This is a genomic window from Streptomyces sp. NPDC002690, assembly GCF_053592415.1.
Genome location: NZ_JBSFVR010000028.1, coordinates 1 through 19,149 on the forward strand (window position 1 = coordinate 1; position 19,149 = coordinate 19,149).

At 71.0% G+C, this 19,149-nt stretch carries 16 protein-coding genes and 1 pseudogene; 12 read left to right on the forward strand and 5 right to left on the reverse strand.

Features of this window, described 5'->3' with window-relative positions:
- Positions 1 to 230: 230 nt before the first annotated feature.
- From ACWD3D_RS06555 to ACWD3D_RS06575, 5 genes are all read left to right on the forward strand, one after another.
- On the forward strand, positions 231 to 1,382 hold the full coding sequence (locus ACWD3D_RS06555; RefSeq protein WP_451459803.1) for an ATP-binding protein: 1,152 nt from the start codon (positions 231 to 233) through the stop codon (positions 1,380 to 1,382).
- Between the two features lie 202 nt (positions 1,383 to 1,584).
- Positions 1,585 to 2,724, forward strand: coding sequence for a phenylalanine--tRNA ligase subunit alpha (pheS, locus tag ACWD3D_RS06560; protein ID WP_451459804.1), 1,140 nt, complete (start codon positions 1,585 to 1,587; stop codon positions 2,722 to 2,724).
- Complete coding sequence (gene pheT / locus ACWD3D_RS06565) at positions 2,724 to 5,237, forward strand: phenylalanine--tRNA ligase subunit beta (RefSeq protein WP_451459805.1); 2,514 nt, start codon at positions 2,724 to 2,726, stop codon at positions 5,235 to 5,237. The genes pheS and pheT overlap by 1 nt, the downstream gene beginning before the upstream one ends.
- 489 nt (positions 5,238 to 5,726) lie before the next feature.
- On the forward strand, positions 5,727 to 7,070 hold the full coding sequence (locus ACWD3D_RS06570; protein ID WP_451459806.1) for a transcriptional regulator: 1,344 nt from the start codon (positions 5,727 to 5,729) through the stop codon (positions 7,068 to 7,070).
- 87 nt (positions 7,071 to 7,157) lie between these two features.
- Positions 7,158 to 7,688, forward strand: coding sequence for an NUDIX hydrolase (locus ACWD3D_RS06575; RefSeq protein WP_451459807.1), 531 nt, complete (start codon positions 7,158 to 7,160; stop codon positions 7,686 to 7,688).
- A gap of 228 nt (positions 7,689 to 7,916) precedes the next feature.
- Here ACWD3D_RS06575 and ACWD3D_RS06580 read toward each other — a convergent pair whose 3' ends face one another.
- From ACWD3D_RS06580 to ACWD3D_RS06590, 3 genes are all read right to left on the reverse strand, one after another.
- The gene (locus ACWD3D_RS06580; RefSeq protein ID WP_451459808.1) at positions 7,917 to 8,537 is read right to left on the reverse strand and encodes a hypothetical protein; all 621 of its coding nucleotides are present in this window, start codon (positions 8,535 to 8,537) and stop codon (positions 7,917 to 7,919) included.
- Positions 8,538 to 9,482: 945 nt separating this feature from the next.
- The gene (locus tag ACWD3D_RS06585) at positions 9,483 to 9,938 is read right to left on the reverse strand and encodes a hypothetical protein (RefSeq protein WP_451459809.1); all 456 of its coding nucleotides are present in this window, start codon (positions 9,936 to 9,938) and stop codon (positions 9,483 to 9,485) included.
- Entirely contained in the window at positions 9,935 to 10,141 is a 207-nt protein-coding gene (locus tag ACWD3D_RS06590; RefSeq protein ID WP_451459810.1) for a hypothetical protein, read from the reverse strand. The genes ACWD3D_RS06585 and ACWD3D_RS06590 overlap by 4 nt, the downstream gene beginning before the upstream one ends.
- A 243-nt stretch (positions 10,142 to 10,384) precedes the next feature.
- Here ACWD3D_RS06590 and ACWD3D_RS06595 point away from each other — a divergent pair, with 243 nt between their 5' ends.
- Positions 10,385 to 11,131 (forward strand): HAD-IA family hydrolase, encoded by a 747-nt coding sequence (locus ACWD3D_RS06595; protein WP_451459811.1) that lies wholly within the window; start codon positions 10,385 to 10,387, stop codon positions 11,129 to 11,131.
- A gap of 69 nt (positions 11,132 to 11,200) precedes the next feature.
- Positions 11,201 to 11,833 (forward strand): SUKH-4 family immunity protein, encoded by a 633-nt coding sequence (locus tag ACWD3D_RS06600; protein WP_451459812.1) that lies wholly within the window; start codon positions 11,201 to 11,203, stop codon positions 11,831 to 11,833.
- Positions 11,834 to 11,948: 115 nt separating this feature from the next.
- Here ACWD3D_RS06600 and ACWD3D_RS06605 read toward each other — a convergent pair whose 3' ends face one another.
- Positions 11,949 to 13,289, reverse strand: a complete 1,341-nt coding sequence (locus tag ACWD3D_RS06605; protein WP_451459813.1) for an MFS transporter — start codon at positions 13,287 to 13,289, stop codon at positions 11,949 to 11,951.
- Between the two features lie 476 nt (positions 13,290 to 13,765).
- Here ACWD3D_RS06605 and ACWD3D_RS06610 point away from each other — a divergent pair, with 476 nt between their 5' ends.
- The 4 genes and pseudogenes from ACWD3D_RS06610 to ACWD3D_RS06625 form a co-directional block, all read left to right on the forward strand.
- The gene (locus ACWD3D_RS06610; protein WP_451459814.1) at positions 13,766 to 14,494 is read left to right on the forward strand and encodes a dienelactone hydrolase family protein; all 729 of its coding nucleotides are present in this window, start codon (positions 13,766 to 13,768) and stop codon (positions 14,492 to 14,494) included.
- A 108-nt stretch (positions 14,495 to 14,602) separates the two neighbouring features.
- Positions 14,603 to 15,256, forward strand: coding sequence for a DUF1707 SHOCT-like domain-containing protein (locus ACWD3D_RS06615; RefSeq protein ID WP_451459815.1), 654 nt, complete (start codon positions 14,603 to 14,605; stop codon positions 15,254 to 15,256).
- Positions 15,257 to 16,014: 758 nt separating this feature from the next.
- A complete protein-coding gene (locus ACWD3D_RS06620) occupies positions 16,015 to 16,206 on the forward strand; it encodes a hypothetical protein (RefSeq protein WP_451459816.1) in 192 nt (63 codons plus the stop codon).
- 48 nt (positions 16,207 to 16,254) lie between these two features.
- A pseudogene (locus tag ACWD3D_RS06625) lies at positions 16,255 to 16,628 on the forward strand (helix-turn-helix domain-containing protein); the annotation flags it as partial.
- Positions 16,629 to 16,780: 152 nt separating this feature from the next.
- Here the strand turns inward: ACWD3D_RS06625 and ACWD3D_RS06630 are convergent.
- Positions 16,781 to 17,641 (reverse strand): 3-hydroxybutyryl-CoA dehydrogenase, encoded by an 861-nt coding sequence (locus ACWD3D_RS06630; protein ID WP_451459840.1) that lies wholly within the window; start codon positions 17,639 to 17,641, stop codon positions 16,781 to 16,783.
- A gap of 197 nt (positions 17,642 to 17,838) precedes the next feature.
- On the opposite strand from ACWD3D_RS06630, the gene ACWD3D_RS06635 reads away from it, so the two are divergent.
- Positions 17,839 to 19,071 (forward strand): glycoside hydrolase family 10 protein, encoded by a 1,233-nt coding sequence (locus ACWD3D_RS06635; RefSeq protein WP_451459817.1) that lies wholly within the window; start codon positions 17,839 to 17,841, stop codon positions 19,069 to 19,071.
- Positions 19,072 to 19,149: the final 78 nt, after the last annotated feature.

Genomic DNA, 19,149 nt, shown 5'->3' on the forward strand with positions numbered 1-19,149 from the left:
GCTCCGGCGGATTCGCGGGCCGGCCGAAGTCGAAGCCGATCATCGACGCGGGGCCGCAGGCGCCGAGCCCCCGAGCGGAACGGTTTCGGCAGGTCCCGGCCGCGCCCGGGACCGTGTCCCCCGATGCGCCGTTCCGCGCGCCCCCGCAGGGTGTCGCGGGCTCGTCGGCGCCTAGTAGGGTGACGGACTCGGGGCCCACTGCACCGGTTCGAGAGGTGGGGTACGGGAAAATGGCTGTCGGCATGAGCAGGCCGCGTCGGACGGGGACCACCGTCGTCCGCCCCGGGGCGGACGAGTACGGAGCGGGCGCCTTCGCCCCCTCGGACGTCCTCCTCGGCGTCGAGCCGGACGACCTGCCGGACGGACTGATCGTCGCCGACCGCACCGGGCGCATCGTCTGCTTCAACGCCGCCGCGGTCCGGATCACCTCCATCGCACGGGAAACCGCCCTCGGCAGTCACCTGGAACACGCGCTGCCCCTCGAAGACCTCAAGGGCCGCCGCTGGTGGACCCTGACCGACCCGTACGGCGGTCTCTCCACCCGCGTCGGCCAGCCCGAGCGCAACCTGCTGCTCCCCGGCGGGCGCGAGGTCCTCGTCTCCGCGCGGTACGTCCGCGATCACCCCACCGGGCCCGTCCGCCGGGTGGTCGTCTCGCTCCGCTCGACCGAGGCCCGCCGACGCACCGAGCGCAGCCACTCCGACCTCATCGCCACCGTCGCCCACGAACTGCGCTCCCCGCTGACCTCCGTCAAGGGGTTCACCGCCACGCTGCTCGCCAAGTGGGAACGTTTCTCCGACGACCAGAAGCGGCTCATGCTGGAAACGGTCGACGCCGACGCCGGCCGCATCACCCGGCTCATCGCCGAACTGCTCGACATCTCCCGGATCGACTCCGGCCGGCTTGAGCTGCGCCGCCAGCCGGTCGACATCTCCGCCGCCGTCGCCCGCCACGTCCAGGCCCTCGTCGCCAGCGGCCAGTCGCCCGACCGCTTCCTCGTCCGCACCGAGCACCCCCTGCCCGATCTCTGGGCCGACCCGGACAAGGTCGATCAAGTGCTGGGCAATCTGCTGGAAAACGCGGTGCGCCACGGCGAGGGAACTGTCACGATCGACATCGCACCCGCCCCGGCGGACAACGACGAGACAGGAACGGCGGTCACCGTGAGCGACGAAGGGCCCGGCATCCCCGAGGAGTCGATGGCCCGCGTCTTCACCCGCTTCTGGCGCGGCAGCAAGCGCGGTGGCACCGGTCTGGGCCTCTACATCGTCAAGGGCATCGTGGCCGCCCACGGCGGCACCATCACCGTCGACCGGGCCCCCGGCGGGGGTGCGGAGTTTCGATTTATCCTGCCCGTGAGCACCCCCGCGTACCTGCGCTGATCAGGATCGCGCGGCGGGATCGGGCGCCTTCGCACCGAGCGGTGGAGGGCCTCCGAGCAGCCCACGGGCTTCGTACCACCCCCACGGCCTTTAGACTCGACCTTTGGCACCTTTGCGTCCTCCTGCCGTCGAGCAGGGCCACGGGGGTCTCGGGGTGTCCCCCGATACGGGCAGTATCAGCCAATCGGAAGCACGGGAAGAGATGTCGGCACCGAACAAGTCGTACGACCCAGTCGAGGTCGAGGCACTGAAACCGGAAGAGATCGAGCGCATGCGGGACGAGGCGTTCGCCGCCTTCGCCGCCGCGGGCGACCTCGACGCGCTCGCCCAGGCGAAGACCGCGCACACCGGGGGTACCTCGCCGCTGTCGCTCGCCAACCGCGAGATCGGAGCCCTGCCGCCGCAGGCCAAGGCCGAGGCGGGCAAGCGCGTGGGCCAGGCCCGCGGCGCCGTCTCCAAGGCCCTGGCCGCGCGCCAGGCCGAGCTGGAGGCCGAGCGCGACGCCCGGGTGCTCGTCGAGGAGGCCGTGGACGTCACGCTGCCCTACGACCGCGTCCCGGCCGGCGCCCGCCACCCGCTGACGACCCTCATGGAGCGCGTCGCGGACGTCTTCGTGGCCATGGGCTACGAGATCGCGGAGGGCCCCGAGGTCGAGGCGGAGTGGTTCAACTTCGACGCCCTCAACTTCGTGCCCGACCACCCGGCCCGCCAGATGCAGGACACCTTCTTCGTCCGCCGCACGACGGCCGACGGCCGTCCCACCGAGGGCGACGAGTCCGGCGTGGTGCTGCGTACCCACACCTCGCCCGTCCAGGCGCGCTCGCTGCTCAGCCGCAAGCCCCCCGTCTACGTGGTCTGCCCCGGCCGGGTCTACCGCACCGACGAGCTCGACGCGACGCACACCCCGGTCTTCCACCAGATCGAGCTGCTCGCGATCGACGAGGGCCTCACCATGGCCGACCTCAAGGGCACCCTGGACCACATGGTGCAGGCGCTCTTCGGCCCGGACATGAAGACCCGGCTGCGGCCGAACTACTTCCCGTTCACCGAGCCGTCCGCCGAGATGGACATGGTCTGTTTCGTCTGCCGCGGCGAGTCCGTCGGCAACCCCGACCGCCCCTGCCGCACCTGCGGCAGCGAGGGCTGGATCGAGCTGGGCGGCTGCGGAATGGTCAACCCGAAGGTGCTCGTCGCCTGCGGTGTGGACCCCGAGAAGTACAGCGGATTCGCCTTCGGGTTCGGCATCGAACGGATGCTGATGTTCCGCCACAACGTCGAAGACATGCGAGACCTGGTCGAGGGTGACGTCCGGTTCACCCGACCGTTCGGGATGGAGATCTGATGCGCGTCCCGCTTTCCTGGCTGCGGGAATACGTCGACCTGCCGGCTTCCGAGACCGGCCGTGACGTGCAGGCCAAGCTCGTCGACGCCGGTTTCGAGGTCGAGACCGTCGAGCGGACCGGCGCCGGCCTCAGCGGCCCGCTGGTCGTCGGACAGGTACTGACCATCGAGGAGCTGGAGGGCTTCAAGAAGCCCATCCGCTTCTGCACCGTCGACGTCGGCACGGCCAACGGCACCGGCGAACCGCAGGAGATCGTCTGCGGCGCCCGCAACTTCGCCGTCGGCGACAAGGTCGTCGTGGTCCTCCCCGGCGCCGTCCTGCCCGGCGACTTCGCGATCGCCGCACGCAAGACGTACGGCAAGACCTCGCACGGCATGATCTGCTCCACCGACGAGCTCGGCATGGGCGACGACGGCACCCACGGCATCATCGTGCTGTCGCCGGAGACCGAGGTGGGCACCGACGCGATCGAGCTGCTCCAGCTCGTCGACGAGGTCCTCGACATCGCCGTCACCCCGGACCGCGGTTACGCCCTGTCGATGCGCGGCATCGCCCGCGAGGCCGCCACCGCGTACGGGCTGCCGCTGCGCGACCCGGCACTGATCGACGTACCCGCACCGAACGCGTACGGCTACCCGGTCCGGATCACCGACCCCTTCGGCTGCCCGCGCTTCACCGCGCGCACCGTCACCGGTCTCGACCCCGAGGCCCGCTCGCCGATCTGGATGACGCGCCGGCTGCAGAAGGCCGGCATGCGCGCGGTCTCGCTCGCCGTCGACATCACCAACTACGTGATGCTGGAGCTCGGCCAGCCGCTGCACGCCTACGACCGCACCCGCGTCGAAGGCCCCATCGGCGTCCGCCGCGCCCAGCAGGGCGAGAAGCTCACCACTCTCGACGGTGTCGTGCGCGTCCTGGACGCCGAGGACCTCGTCATCACCGACGACCGGGGCCCCATCGGCCTGGCCGGTGTCATGGGCGGCGCCCACACGGAGATCGCCGACAGCGGCACCGAGTCCGCCGCCACCACCGAGGTCGTCATCGAGGCCGCGAACTTCGACGCGCTCTCGATCGCCCGTACCTCGCGCCGGCACAAGCTGTCCTCCGAGGCGTCCAAGCGCTTCGAGCGCGGCGTGGACCCGCAGGCCGCCGCCGCTGCCGCGCAGCGCACCGTCGACCTGCTGGTGCTGCTCGCCGGCGGCACCGCCGAGGCGGGCGTCACCGAGATCAGTGCCCCGTCCGCGCCCCGCACCATCGCGATGCCCGCGAACCACCCCAGCCGGGTGGCCGGTGTCGACTACGGCCGTGAGATCGTCGTCCGCCGCCTCCAGGAGGTCGGTTGCGACGTCTACGGGCAGGACGACCTCCTGGTCACCGTGCCGTCCTGGCGCCCCGACCTGAGCGAGCCGAACGACCTCGCCGAAGAGGTCATCCGGCTGGAGGGTTACGAGAACCTCCCGTCCACCCTGCCGACCCCGCCCTCGGGCCGCGGTCTCACCGACCGCCAGCGGCTCGGCCGCCGCATCGGCCGCGCCCTGGCCGGCGCCGGATACGTCGAGGCGCTGAACTACCCGTTCATCGGGAGCGCCGTCCTCGACCAGCTCGGCCTGGACACCGACGACGCCCGGCGCCGCACGGTCCTGCTCGCCAACCCGCTCTCCGACGAGGAGCCTGCGCTGCGCACCACGCTGCTGCCGGGCCTCTTCGGCGCGCTGCGGCGCAACGACGGCCGGGGCTCCCACGACCTCGCCCTCTTCGAGACCGGGCTGGTCTTCCGGCCGACCGGTCACGAGACGCAGGCCGTCCGGCTCCCGGTGGACCGGCGTCCCTCGGAAGAGGAGATCGCCGCGCTCAACACCTCCCTGCCGCGTCAGCCGCGCCACGCCGCCGTCGTCCTCGCGGGCGCCCGCGAGCAGGCCGGCTGGTGGGGCAAGGGCCGCCCGGCCACCTGGGCGGACGCCGTCGAGGCGGCACGCACCCTCGCCCGCGAGGCGGGCGTGGAGGTGACGGTCCGCGCCGACCGGCACGCCCCGTGGCACCCCGGCCGCTGCGCCGCGCTGTACGTCACGGTGAACGGCGAGGAGACCCTCCTCGGACACGCGGGCGAACTCCACCCGCGCGTCGTCAAGGAGCTGCACCTCCCCGAGCGCACCAGCGCCATGGAGATCGAGATCGACGTCCTGGAGCGGGCCGCCGAAGGCGCGCTCCGCGCCCCCCGGATCTCCACCTTCCCGGTGGCGACCCAGGACATCGCGCTCATCGTCCCCGCCGACGTCCCCGCGGCCGAGGTCGAGGCGACGCTCCGCGAGGGCGCGGGCGAACTCCTCGAATCGCTCCGGCTGTTCGACGTGTTCACCGGCGACCAGATCGGTGAGGGCCGCAAGTCGCTCGCGTACGCGCTGCGCTTCCGCGCCCCGGACCGCACGCTGACGGTCGACGAGGCGTCGGCCGCCCGCGACGCCGCGGTGGCACTCGCCGCCGAGCGCAACGGGGCGGTGCTGCGCGGGGCGTGAAGCCCGGCGCGGCGGCTGCCGCACGGTGAGGAGGGGCGTATCCGGTCATCGGATACGCCCCTCCTCCGTCTCGCCGTCCGCGGTGGGACCGCACCCGGGCCCGGAGTCGGGACCGGAAGCGTTTCGGCCCCGGCCTCCGTCCCGTGGCCACCCTCCTGTTCGTTCGGGCAGTGGGACCGTGCGGTCCGGCACCGCCCGCCCTGCCGTGGTGTGTCGGGCAGGCCGGCAGGGCGGGCGGTGCGGACGAGGGCCGTCGGAGCTGTACGAGGGGGAGCCGCGACGACCCGGCCGCTGTCCGGCGAGACGCCCAGTCAACCCACGTCGCCCGCGGTGCGGGAGGGCGCACAGGGGGACGGTTCGGGCATTCCGTTCACACCCCGTGTGAATCGGTGCTTGGCTGGAACCGTGCGGCGCACGCGTCCAGGACAGGTCCGACCCATCTGCTCAGGCCGATACGCGAGGGCGCGGCACGGAAGGGGGGAGGGGCGCGTGGAACCCAACATCCTGCTGGAGTCCCTCGTGGAAGAGGCGGGGGTCTCGCGGGCAGGGCTCGCCGGACACGTGAACCGGGCCGGCCAGGCCCGCGGGCTGCGGCTGCGGTACGAACACACGGCCGTCTCACGCTGGTTGAAAGGCCAGCGCCCGCGCGGCGAGGTACCTGACCTCATCTGCGAGGTCCTCGGGCGGCGCCTGGGGCGGCCCGTCACTCTCGACGACATCGGCATGGGCGCTCCGGGCGCACCCGCCGCACCGTCACCCGGCACCCCACTCGCCGGGTTCGTCGAACGGGCCACCGCGCTCTGGCGCGCGGACGGGCAGCACAACCCGCGACTGACGGGCGTACCCGCCGTCACCGGTACGGCCGCCGTGATGCCCGTGTGGGAGTGGGAGAACCCGCCCGAGGACATCGACGTCTCCCGCCCCGGCCCGTCCCGCATCGGCCCCGCCGACCTGGAGATCCTGCGCGCCGCCCGCAGCCACTACGAGCACCTCTACCGCAAGGCGGGGGGCATCGCCACGAGAGGCAGAGTGGTGGGCTTCCTCAACGCCGGGGTCGCGCCGCTGCTGCACGCCGGCCACGACGACGCGACGGGCCGCAGGCTGCACCGCGCGACGGCCGGACTCGTCTCGCTCGCGGGCATCTGCGCCTACGACTCCGACGCCCACGGCCTGGCCCAGCGCTACTTCCACCAGGCCCTGCGCCTGGCCAAGGCGAGCGGTGACCGGGCGCTCGGCGGCTATGTGATCGCGCTGCTGGTCAACCAGTCCCTGCACCTGGGGGAGTTCCGCCGCGCGGTGGCCTTCGCCGAGGCGGCGATACGGGCCGCCGGAGACCGCGTCAGCCCCGCGCTCGCCGCCGACCTCCACGCCATGCAGGCCAAGGCGTACGCCCGGCTCGGGGACGGGCGGTGCGCCCGCGAGCGCATCGGCCGCGCCGAAACCCTGGCGGCCCGCATCCTGCCGGGTGCCGAGCCGGAGGAGACGGCGTACGTCCAGCCGGGCCTGGTGGACGTACAGGTCGCCGAGGCCCTGCTCGGCCTGGGCGATCTCAAGGCCGCGAGGGAGCACGCGGCCCTGGCGGTGCGCGCCCCGGCGCACGACCGGGGGTGCGTGCACCGGCTCGCGATGCTGACCCAGGTGGAACTGCGCCTGGGGGAGGCCGACCGGGCGGCGCGAACGGCCACGGAGATGGCGGAACGGGCGCGCGGCGTCGAGTCGCGCCGGCTGCGCGAGCGGATGGGCGCGGTCCGCGACGACTTGGCGGCCAGCGGGAGCGCCGAGGCCGCGCGGGCGGCCGAGGTGATCACAGGAGCGCTGCGCGTGCCCCTGTGAGCCCCGGCGCATTCGGAAGCACACGTTCCCTCACCCTGCCGCCCCTGCTGCGATGTTGCCACTGATCGAACGAAAGGTGGCAGAACTGTGCAGTGGGCGAACTTGAACGAACAATCTGTCTACGAAAACCGATGGTTCCGGGTGAACCTCGCAGACGTCGAACTCCCCGACGGCACACACCTCGACCACTACGTCATCCGGCTGCGCCCCGTCGCCGCCGCCACCGTCGTCAACGACGCCGACGAGGCCCTGCTGCTCTGGCGCCACCGCTTCATCACCGACAGCTGGGGCTGGGAGCTCGCCGCGGGAGTGGTCGAGGACGGCGAGGACATCGCCGTCGCCGCCGCCCGGGAGATGGAGGAGGAGACCGGCTGGCGCCCCGGCGCACTGCGCCCGCTGATGACGGTGGAACCCTCCAACGGACTCACCGACGCCCGCCACCACCTCTACTGGGCCGAGGAGGCGCACTGGACCGGACCGCCCAGCGACGGATTCGAGTCCTCGCGCCGGGAATGGGTCCCCCTCAAGTCGGTACCCGACCTCATCGCGAGGGGCGAGGTGCCCGCGGCCAACATGGCGGCCGGGCTGCTGATGCTGCGCCACCTCAGGCTGGGGTGACGGGCCTCGGGTTGGGGTGACGGGCCCAGGGTTGGGGTGACGGGCCTCGGGTTGGGGTGACGGGCCCAGGGTTGGGGTGACGCGCCTCGGGTTGGGGTGACGGGCCTCGGGCTGGGGTGACAGGGCCGTGAAACGCGCCGGAGGGGCGGGCCGGCTTCCCGGCCGCTCCTCCCGGGGCCACTTCCCCCTCGGGCGCCCGGCCGCCCCACCGCCCAGCCGTCACCGGGCTCAGCGCAGTCCCGCGAACACCGCGGCAGCGGCCGTACCGCCCAGGAAGGCCCCCACGACGACCTGCGCCGTCGTGTGGTCCCGCAGCGAGACCCGGGACCACCCGACGGCCGCCACGCCGAGGAGGAGCAGCGCGGCCCACCACCCGTACGCCACGGTGATGACGACGGCGGCGCCGGAGGCGACGGCGGTGTGGACACTGACCTTCCACCAGACGGTGACCACCATGGTCAGCAACAGCCCGGCGATCATGGCGGCGACCAGGGCGACGACCTCCCGGGGAGCGTCGAGGGCCAGGAGCAGGCCGGTGCCGACGAGGACCGAGCCGAGGGTGACGAACAGTGGTGTCCACCGCTGTTCGCGGATCTTGAGGTGCTTGTCGGACCACCGGCCCCGGCGGACCCCGGCGACGACGTAGGCGATGGGCAGACCACCGCAGAAGACCCCGGCGAGCAGGCCCCAGCCGGCACCCCGGAGGGAACCGGTGGAGTGCACGCCGATGACGATCAGGACGAGGATGACGAGGTTGGGCGGCGCCAGCACCTCGGTGACCAGGCGCGCGGAGCGCCGCTCGGCGGGGGCGGCCGCGGCGGGCGGCAGCTGTGCGACGGGGGCGGTCATGCCGGTGTCTCCTGGAGGCGGGCGCGACGCGGAACGAGTCTGGGCCGCGCGGGAGTCATGAGCGGTTCTCGGGGTGGACCGAACCGGTCCGGTCCCTGGACGAACGGGGCAAGACTATGGTTCCGGCGTCGAACTCAAAGCCGCGGGTCCGCAGTTGTTCCCGACCGGGTCACCACGCTCACGATGAACTCGCCGGCGCCTTTTACCGCACGCTCGCGAAGGTGTGCCTTGTGTCCGCAGAAGCCGTGTGCGGTCGGGGTCGTGTCGTGATTGACCGGAGCGGACGCCGCCGACGGTTTCGCCAGGTCCTTGATTGCGGGTGTTTCATTCCACGGCCCGCGATGTGATACAAGTCACTCACTGGGTCATATTTCGATCCGTCGTTTCCACCAGGGAAGGTCATCTGGTGCGAACGGGTCGTTGACTGTCCGGGCGAGGATGCGGTCGTCGAGAGGTCCGAGTTCTCTGCGCAGTTCTCGGCGGGCCCGAGTTCGCAGCGCCCATACGGCCCGTTCCAGCAAGGTCCTGACGTGGTAGTACTCGCTTCGCGGGTCCGTGTCGTCATAGCCGTACCACGTCACCAGGTTGCGACGCGGGCGACGGCCGGTCCGGGCCCAGCTTCCGAATGCGTGAGCGACAGCGCCAGGGTGCAGTCCGTGGGCCTGCTCGAACCGGGCGATCTGGCGATTCGCGGAGGCCGAGAGCCCTCGAATGACGGGGGGTCGGTGGACGGCTGCGGTTCGGCTGCAGGTGAAGCGTCGCGGCAGGTGTGACCTGATCTCGCCCGGTGACCTGCGAGGCATGAAGACTTTTTTCAGAGATCCAGTTCGTGAGATGGCGCCTGGCGACCTTATCGGCATGTCGGTGGCAGGCTCAAGAGCGTGATCGAGTGCTTGAGTGGCGCCCACGTCGTCTGACTGCCATTCATGTCTACTGTCTCCTACGTCAACTGCACGAGCCGATCGTGCCTTCGCGGGCGGTGGGGAGCCGGGTCACGTGGTTGGCCGCACTGGCGGTCTCGCGCAGGTGGACGATCTCGTCGTGCTGGGCGGCGAGCCGGGCGAGGGCCTGAGTGCGGAAGTCGGTGAGCTCGTCGACGGCGCTGTCTGCGCGGGCCAGCCGCTCCTTGAGCTTGGTGATCTCTGTCTTGAGCCGGTCAATCTGGGCGTCCCTCCGGTCGGGGATGTCTCCGGCGGCTTGGAGGGACTGCAGCCGGTGTTCGAACTCCTCCCGGAGGTGGGCTTGGGGGCGGGTTCCGTAGAACGCGGTGCGGTCGACGGCGGCCTCGCGGACGAGGGTCTTGATGTCGCAGGTGCCGCCGGGCGGGATCTCGCCGCGCAGGAGGCGGTCCATGGCGGCCCGGATGCGGTTCTCGGTCCGTTGTGCTGCGGTGATCCTCATCCGGGGTCCTCGGTGGTGGCTGCGTCGATCTCGGCGACGACCCGGACGGCCCGGTCGTAGTCGCTTCGCAGACGGGCGTGTTCGGTCCTGCGGGTCTTTCCCAGGTCGCCGAGGAACGTCTTCGTCCGTTCGGCGTGCTCGGCCCAGACGGGACGGTGGCAGGGGTGGTGGGTGGCCTGCGGGCAGCGGGCGGAGTCACACATTCCGATCAGTGGCCGGTCGGCGGTGGGGTGCCGGCGAGATTGAGGCAGAGGGCGCGCGAGGGGTCGGTGAACCAGCAGAAACGCCACACGGCCCCCGGCAACTCGCAAACCCCAAGGCCACATGCCTACTTGAAGTCAATCGCCACACGGGAACCAAGCAGAGACAACGTGGCGCGGGACGTGGAGCCGGGATCAGCACGGGGCGGCGTTTCCACGGGGCCGACGGTGGGGACGCTCGCCACCATGCCCATGCCCGCCGGTACCCCCGAACCCACAGCCCCGCGCGGGCTCATCCTGGACTTCGCCGGAGTGCTGACCGCCGACCCCCGGCCGGCCCTGCGCCTCTGGGCCGAGGCCGAGGGCCTGCACACGGAGGCGTGGCGCGCCACTCTCAACGACAGCGCCGAAGGCCGACGCCTGTACGCGGCGCTGGAGATCGGACAGCTCGGTCAGGCCGAGTGGAACGCGCGGACGGCCGCTCTGCTCGGTACGAACGTCGATCCGGTGAACCTGATGGGCCGCGCCTGGTGCGAGGTGCCGGCGGCACTTCGCATGGCCGCCCTCGCCCGCGCGGCCAAGCAGGCGGGCTACCGGCTCGCCCTCCTGTCGAACAGCTTCGGCCTGGACCCCTTCAACCCGTACGAGCACGTCGGTGTCTGGGACCTCTTCGACGTACACGTCATCTCCGAACTGGTCGGCATCGCGAAGCCGGATCCCGCGATCTACCGACTCACCCTGGACCGTCTCGGTCTCCCCGGAACGGCGTGCGTGTTCGTCGACGACCATCCGGTGAACCTTCCTCCCGCCGAAGCCCTCGGGATCACCACCGTCCTCGCGGCGGACGAGGACACCGCGGTCGCCGAGTTGGAGAGCCTGCTCGGAGTGACGGCTACCGTCGCCCTGCGGAGCCACGGTGCGCAGGAGGACCAGGACGAGACACGCACCGACCGCGACGACAGTGGGAGACGATCGGTGTGGGCGGCGGAGTGACCGTCCAGCACCGACCTCGGCCGGGCCGAGAGCAAGTTCGTCCGGCAACGACGAGGCCCATGGGGTTCGATGCTGTTCGCGCTTTCCCGAGAAGAGCTCATCATGTCCCTGGGCGTCGAGGCCGTATTCATGGCGCCGTCCGGTTTCTGGGGGTCCGTGGCCGAGCATTCTCCAGCGGGGCGGATACTGACCTCGGTCGGCATCCCGACGGGAGTGTTCCAGCCGCAGAAGCCCGACAAGCCGGGCCGCTTTCCGCTCGTGGGCGAACGGTTCGAGCTTGCTGAGTACGAGGCCCCGCCCGGGTGTGGAACGGGGGTGGTCTTCGGCTGGATTCCACAGACGCACCTGGCTCTTGACCCGGATACCGGAAAGATCCACGGCTTCTCCGAGAACGGCGGTCCGGTACAACATGGAAGCGAACATGTGGTCCTGACCGGGATTCCGGAGGAACACCCAAGACAGCGCGGGCGTCCCGTGGGTTCCCGGGCCGGAGCCGGGTGGCCGGGACGTGTCGGTGGACTTCACCGCGGTGCGGGCTCATCAGCACGCTGTCGGCGCGGGAACGGCGTCACCGGCCGGAGCCTCCTCAGAAGGGAGCAGGGCGCGAACGGGACCCCCGCGAGACGTCCGGCTGAGTTCGGCTCGTGGACAGCGCTGCGATCACGATCAAGCTCACCTCCGACGGGCGCTCATCCTCTCTGACCGGAGGGAGCGGGTGCGCGGCGTCTGGCGTGCTCGAGAGCCCCGTGACTGACGCCCGCCCGGCCCCGGCGGCGCCTCCATGACGGGACGGCGGTCGGCGGCGCCCCGGCATCGGTCACGTGTGACGTGTCGTCACCTCATCCGATTCCTGGGACCGCGTCGCCTTCTCCACGCTCGCCGCGCCCCCGTCCTTCGGCTTTTCGCGGCGCCCCCCGGCCGACCCCGCGGCCAGGGCGGCCGCCGCGACCACGCCCACCACGGCGATCGCCCCGGCCGACAGCCGCAACGCACCGGTCGCGCCCAGGCCGGCCACCAGCGGTCCGCCGAGCGCGGTGCCCAGCGGCACCGACATCACCCGCACCGCCGAACTCGCGGCCAGCGCCTGCGGCAGCAGGGCGCTGGGCGTGGAGCGCTGGAACAGGGTGGTGGACAGCGTCGAGTACGGCGGCCAGAGCAGCCCGGCCAGGCCGAAGCAGACCACCGACACCGCCGTCGGCGCCCCCAGGCCCATCGGCAGCATGAGCGCCCCGAAACAGATGACGATGCCGATGGTGACGGGCCACAGCTTCCACTTGCTGAGGAACCCCGTGAGCACGGAGCCGACCACCGCGCCGATCCCGAAGGCCGTGTAGAACGACGCCAGAGCTCCGGCCGAGCCCGCCAGATCGTCGGAAACGTGCAGCGGAAGCGCCACGTACACCGGACCGAAGAGGAGGAAGAAGGTGAAGCTCAGCGCGAGCAGCCCGGACAACGCGGGAATGCGCCGCACCACGGCGAAACCGGCCGACCGCGAGGCCTCGTCCTCCTCCGGCTCGGGTACGCCTCCCTTCGGCACGGCGAGGAGGAAGGTGAGCGCGAGCACCAGGAACGTCGCCGCGTCCACGGCCAGCACGGTCGCCGGCCCCCCGAAGACGATGAGCAGCGTGGCCAGCGGAGGCCCCGCCACCGTCGCGAGCGACCCCAGTCCGGAGAGCACGGCGTTCCCCGCCAGATAGTCGCCCTCCGGCAACACCCTCGCGATCAGCGTGTACACCCCCGCCTGCCCCCACGAGTGCAAGACGGACGAGAGTGCCAGGAGCGCGACGTACCCCTGGATGTTCAGCGCACCGAAGGCGTACGACACCGGGATGGCGCCCAGTGCGCACGCCCGCAACGCCGCGTCCCAGCCAGCGAGTTGCGCCGGTGCGCGGTGCTGCAGGAAGCGGCCGAGCAGCAGCGCGCCCGCCGCCCCGGACAGGGTGTAGGCGGCAGCCGCCAGGGCGATCCAGATGCTGCGGTTCGCCTCCGGCGCCAGCTCGATCGCCAGCCAACTCACCGCCACGACGGCCATGCCGTCGCCCAGCGAGGAGACCGCGAACCCGGGCAGCACCCGCCGCAGCGTGCCGTGCGTCACCACGGGCCAGTACGGCGAAGAACGCATCATGCGGCTCAGGGCCATGGTCACGAGGAACCCCATCACTTCACGGAACCACCGGAAACCGGAACCGGAACCGGAAACCGGAACCGGAAACACGATCCTTGCCCGGAAAACGGGAGACGCGACGCGGCTTCACTCTCGGCATATTCGACGGCGTGGCTGTCAGGCCCGTTCGCCGGGGAGGTAAGTGAACTCGAACTCAAGGCCGTTGGCGTCGAAGGCGGCATCTGGATCGGTTGATGCCCCACAGGGTGTGGTTGCCGATCGAGTAGCAGCCATGCCGTGGACGTCTTCGCCCTGCCAGCGCTGCCCTCGGCGGCCAGTGCCGCATCAGCCGGCGTCTGACCTGGCGAGGCGCGGGTGATCGTCTGCGTGATATCTTCCGCTACGCTGTGCGCCACCGCACACTTGAGGAGGTGAGTCCGATCAACGCTGTGACCAGCCGGGGCTCCCTCCTTCGCACGGCCTAGCCAGGGAGCGCCCGCACAAGGCATCCCGAAAGGCCCGGAACGCTGATGCGCTTCACCTCCCAGACGTCGTCGGACGGCGTCAACGAACAGCACTTCATCCTTGATGAGATCCCTGGCGTGCTATGGACGCCGGAAGACTCCCGCGGTACTCGTCCCCTGATCCTGCTGGGCCACGGCGGTGGGCATCACAAGACGACCCCCGGCATCGTGTTCCGCGCACGCCGCTACGCCGCGGAGGGTTTCGCGGTCGTCGCGATCGACGCACCCAACCACGGAGACCGGCCCGCGGACGAGGAGTTCGGCCGGATCGTTGCCGAGATGCGGGCGGGCATGGCCGCCGGTGGGAATCCGGGCGCGCTGGTCGCCGGCATGCACAGGCATCTGGCCCCTCGGGCCGTCGCGGACTGGCAAAGGGTTCTGACCGCGGTCCAGCGCCTCGACCGAGTCGGCGTCGGCCCCGTGGGCTACTGCGGCATGTCGATGGGCTGCGGGCTCGGTATCCCGCTCGTCGCCGCAGAACCCCGGATCCGCGCCGCGGTTCTGGGTCTGCTCGGCGTGCACGGGCTGGCCGAGGACGCCGAACGGATCACCGTGCCGGTGCAGTTCCTGGTCCAGTGGGACGATCGGATGGTGCCGCGGGACCAGAGCCTGGCGTTGTTCGACGCCCTGGCTTCGCCCGAGAAAACGCTGCACGCCAACCCCGGCGAACACGGGTCGGTGCCGTCGTTCGAAGTGGACAGCTCGCTGCGGTTCTTCGTCCGGCATCTGAGCTGAGACGAGATCCCATTCGATGGGCAGGGGCACATGCTCCCACCGCACCCGGCACGGGAAAGGCACCGTGGATCATTGCCCGGTCCGTGTACCTCCCACCAGAATGCGGCCATGACAGTCGAGAACACACCGTTCCCACACGAGCCCGCGCAGGGACCCGGCGCCGAGTCCGCCCCCGCGTTACGCGCCTCCGACCGGGACCGGGACCAGGTCGTCGAGGTCCTCCAAGTCGCCGCCGGAGACGGCCGGATCACCGCGGAGGAGCTGGACGAGCGGCTGGACGCCGCGCTGTCTGCGCGCACGCTCGACGAGTTGGCAGTGCTGACCGCAGACCTCCCGGCCGACGGGATGCCGCCGCAAGCCAAGGAACTGGTGCGGATCGACCAGCGATTCGGAGACGTCTCGAGGAACGGGCGGTGGCTCGTCCCACGCCGCATGGAGATCCGATTGATGTTCTGCGAGGCCAGACTCGACTTCACCGAGGCGGTGATCACCCACTCCACGCTGGACATCGACGTCGATCTGCGGGTAGGGGGGAATCTGATTCTCGTCACCAGACCGGGAATCGTGGTCGAGACCGACGACCTGACCCGCGGCAGCGGCGAGGTGAAGGTCGGCCCGACGCCGGGTCCGGAGGAAGGCCGGGTCCTGAGAGTGAAGCTGACCGGGCAGTCCCGCGGAGGCGACATCACGGCCCGGCCCCCACGCCGAACGTTCTCGGAATGGGCGGGACGCCGCAAAATGCCCCGTGACAAGCGAACCTGAGACAGCGGTGAACCTCGCCGCACCGTAGGGCCGAGGACGAATGACGGGCGCACTTCGTCGCGTTCGATCTCCTGCGGCAGTCCGGTACGGGCACGATGCCCTGGCCGTGCGGGCCACGCCGCGCCCAGTCGGAAGAGCAGTTCGCGGAGCGGCGGCCGAGGGTGCCGTGGACCTGCGCCCGTCGATCTCCGACGCGGACATGGCCGGCCGATGGATGACCTGGTCGTCCGCCGGGACAGAGAGCCTGATGTTCAAGAGGATCGACGGTCTCTGCCGGCCCGGGGGCGGGTTCGGCACAAGCACATGGAGCGTGAACCGGCGAGACGATCGTCGGCGCGGTCACCGGCCCGGTGCCGGCCCCCGGCACGTCGCTGCTCGGCCGGTACGACGAGCAGCTGCGTCTCCGGTACACCGGACGCGCCACCCGCCTCCCCGGGCAGGGGCCTCGCTGGTGGGTGGCATGCCCGCGCCGGTGCACGGCGGGCATCCGCGGAACGGGGGACCTGGTGGCCGGTGCGCAGCGGCACGAAACGGAGAGTGGCGGTCGCCCTCCGGGTCGACCGAGGATGGCAACCTGACGCCGTACACGACCTGCGGTGGCATCGTGGCGTGGCGGTCCCCGTGAGGACCGCGAATTCATCGAGCACCGGGCTCGGTAGCACGGCTAAGGGCTGTCCCGTCATCGGCGTCCTGTTCGACGCAGGGTCTGCAGGACAGCGCGGCCGGAGCTGTTGTCTCAGCACCATGAGAGGGCATCGTTGAACCCGAACCCCATCTGCTGTTTCTGCTATCAGGTCATCGATCTCGACCAGGACGGGGCAGCAACCAAGCTCGGGCTCGGCGCGGTTGACATGGTGCGAGGCGGTACCGTGCGGCAGCAGGCCTATTCACACTCAAACTGCCTGCGCGAACGGGTCCACCCGAACATCGACCTCTGGTTCGAGTTCTGAGGCCAGGTAGCCTCCAAGGCTGCCGCCCGTAGGTGCGATGATCCTGCGATGCCTTGCGTGATCACGGCGTCGGGACCGTCCTGGACAGCCCCGTTCACCGGGCTGAGCCCGTGGGCCTTCGGCAAGCCGGTGACCGTATTGCGGCGCGAGGGTGCGGATGCGGTGCGCAAGGGCCGGCCGTGGAGTCTTCCGCTGGAGGACCGGGCACTGCTGGTCGCGGCGTACTGGCGCACGAACCTGACGTTGCGGCAGTTCGCGCCGCTGTTCGGGGGTCCAACTCGGCGGCGGACCGGACCATCGACCACCTCGGGCCGCTCCTTGCTTTCAAGCCGCGGCAGCGGTTCCCGAAGGACACCGTACTGATCGTGGACGGCACTCTGGCCCCGACCCGGGACCACGCCATTGCCGCGCAGTCGAAGAACTGCATTCGAGGAGGAGCCCGCCGACCAAACTGGTGAGGTCGGGTGCGTCGGGGGTGGTGCCGGCTTCCCTTCGGGGCCGCACACGGTCCTGACCTCGGGAAACGCGCTTCGGCGGGCCCGGCGGCGTCACCGCTGGGCCCACCGGCGGGCGGTCAGGCGTACGGGTAGAACCCCGCGCCCGACTTCCGGCCGAGCCGGCCCGCGTCCACCATGCGCTGGAGCAGCGGGGGAGCGGCGTACAGGGGCTCCTTGTACTCCGCGTACATCGAGTCGGCGACGGAGGCGACCGTGTCCAGGCCGATCAGGTCGGCGAGCTTCAGCGGCCCCATCGGGTGGGCGCAGCCCATCTCCATGCCGTTGTCGATGTCCTCACGGCTGGCGATGCCCGACTCGAACATCCGGATGGCGGAGAGCAGGTACGGGATCAGCAGTGCGTTCACCACGAACCCGGACCGGTCCTGAGCCCGGATGGGGTGCTTGCCCAGCACCTCCCGTACGAGCGCCTCCGCCCGCAGCACGGTCTGCTCGGACGTCGTCAGGGCGGGAATCAGTTCGACGAGCTTCTGCACCGGCGCCGGGTTGAAGAAGTGGATGCCGATGACCTGGTCCGGACGGGAGGTCGCCACGGCGAGCTTCACCAGCGGGATGGACGAGGTGTTGGACGCCAGGATCGCGTCCGCCCGGGTCACCACCTGGTCGAGCACCCGGAAGATCTCCGTCTTGACCTGCTCGTTCTCCACGACGGCCTCGATGACCAGATCACGGTCGGCGAACTGGCCCAGGTCGGTGGTGAAGCTCAGGCGGTCGAGAGCCTCGTCGCGCTCGGCCTCGGTGATCTTGCCCCGCTCGGCGGCCTTCGACAGGGAGTTCTGGAGCCGGGTACGCCCTATCTCCAGGGCCTCACCGGTGGTCTCCGCGACCATGACCTCCAGGCCGCTGCGCGCGCAGACCTCCGCGATACCTGCGCCCATCTGGCCACAGCCGACCACTCCGACGCGTGCAATGTCGGCCACAGTGTCCGTCACCTCGTGCCTCTCCCTGATCTTCGTATCGCGGGGCCCGTGGGTGGCGGTACCCGCTTCGACCTCCAGACGGTACCCGGCGACGCGGCCCAAGTTACCTGCGGGTCATCAACGGTCCGAGAAGGCATGATCTGCGTCACGCAGCCGACCGGAGCGGTACGGCGGAGCGCGAGCGGAAGGTGGAGCGTATGCGGCGCATGGGCCGGAGGGCATTCGTGCTGGGCGCGGCCGGGGTGGTGGCGGCCCTGGCCGCACCGGGCCCGGCGGGGGCGGCGGGGCCCGTGTCCCGTGACCGACGTCACCGCGCGGCGACGGGGCTGCGCGGGATGTGGATCGCCACCGTGGTCAACGTCGACTGGCCCTCGGCCACGGGCCTGTCGGCGGCCACCCAGCGCAGCGAACTGATCGCCCACTTGGACCGGGCCGTCCGGTTCGGCCTCAACGCGGTCATTCTCCAGGTCAGGCCCAGCGCCGACGCGCTCTGGCCCTCGCCCCACGAGCCCTGGTCGCAGTACCTGACCGGCACCCAGGGCAAGGACCCCGGCTGGGACCCGCTCGGCACGGCGGTGACCGAGGCCCACGACCGCGGCCTCGAACTGCACGCCTGGTTCAACCCGTACCGGGTCTCCAACCAGACCGATCCGAAGAAGCTCGTCGCCACCCACCCCGCCCGGGTCCACCCGGACTGGGTCGTTCCGTACGGCGGGAAGTTGTACTACGACCCGGGTCTGCCGGAGGTCCGCGCGTTCGTCCAGGACGCCATGCTGGACGCGGTCAGCCGGTACGACATCGACGCGGTCCACTGGGACGACTACTTCTACCCGTACCCCGTCTCCGGCCAGACCTTCGACGACGCCGACACCTACGCCGAACACGGCTCCGGCTTCAGCAGCAAGGCGGCCTGGCGCCGGGACAACATCGACCGGCTGGTGAAGGAAACCTCCGACCGGATCAAGGCGATCAAGCCGCACGTCCGCTTCGGCATCAGCCCCTTCGGCGTCTGGCGCAACAAGACGACCGACCCGCTCGGCTCGCCGACCGCCGCCGGAGTGCAGACGTACGACGATCTGTACGCGGACACCCGTAAGTGGATCAAGCAGGGGTGGATCGACTACATCTGTCCTCAGCTGTACTGGAGCATCGGCCAATCGGGCGCCGACTACGCCCAACTCGTCCCCTGGTGGGCCGAAGTGGTGGAGGGGACGGACGTCGACCTCTACATCGGCGAGGCGCTCTACAAGGCCGGCGACCCGGCCCAGAACTCCGCCTGGCAGAGCACGTCCGAACTCTCCCGCCACCTCACCCTCGCCGAGGACTACCCGGCCGTCGGCGGACACGCGTTCTTCTCCGCGAACAGCGTGAAGGCGGACCGGATCGGCGCCATGGCCCGGGTGGCGGCGGACCACTACGGGGTGGGGTGAGGCTGCTCGACCGGGCGGGGAGATGGCTTCCGCCTGAACGCTTCCGCCTGAACGCTTCTGCCTGAAGGCTTCCGCCTG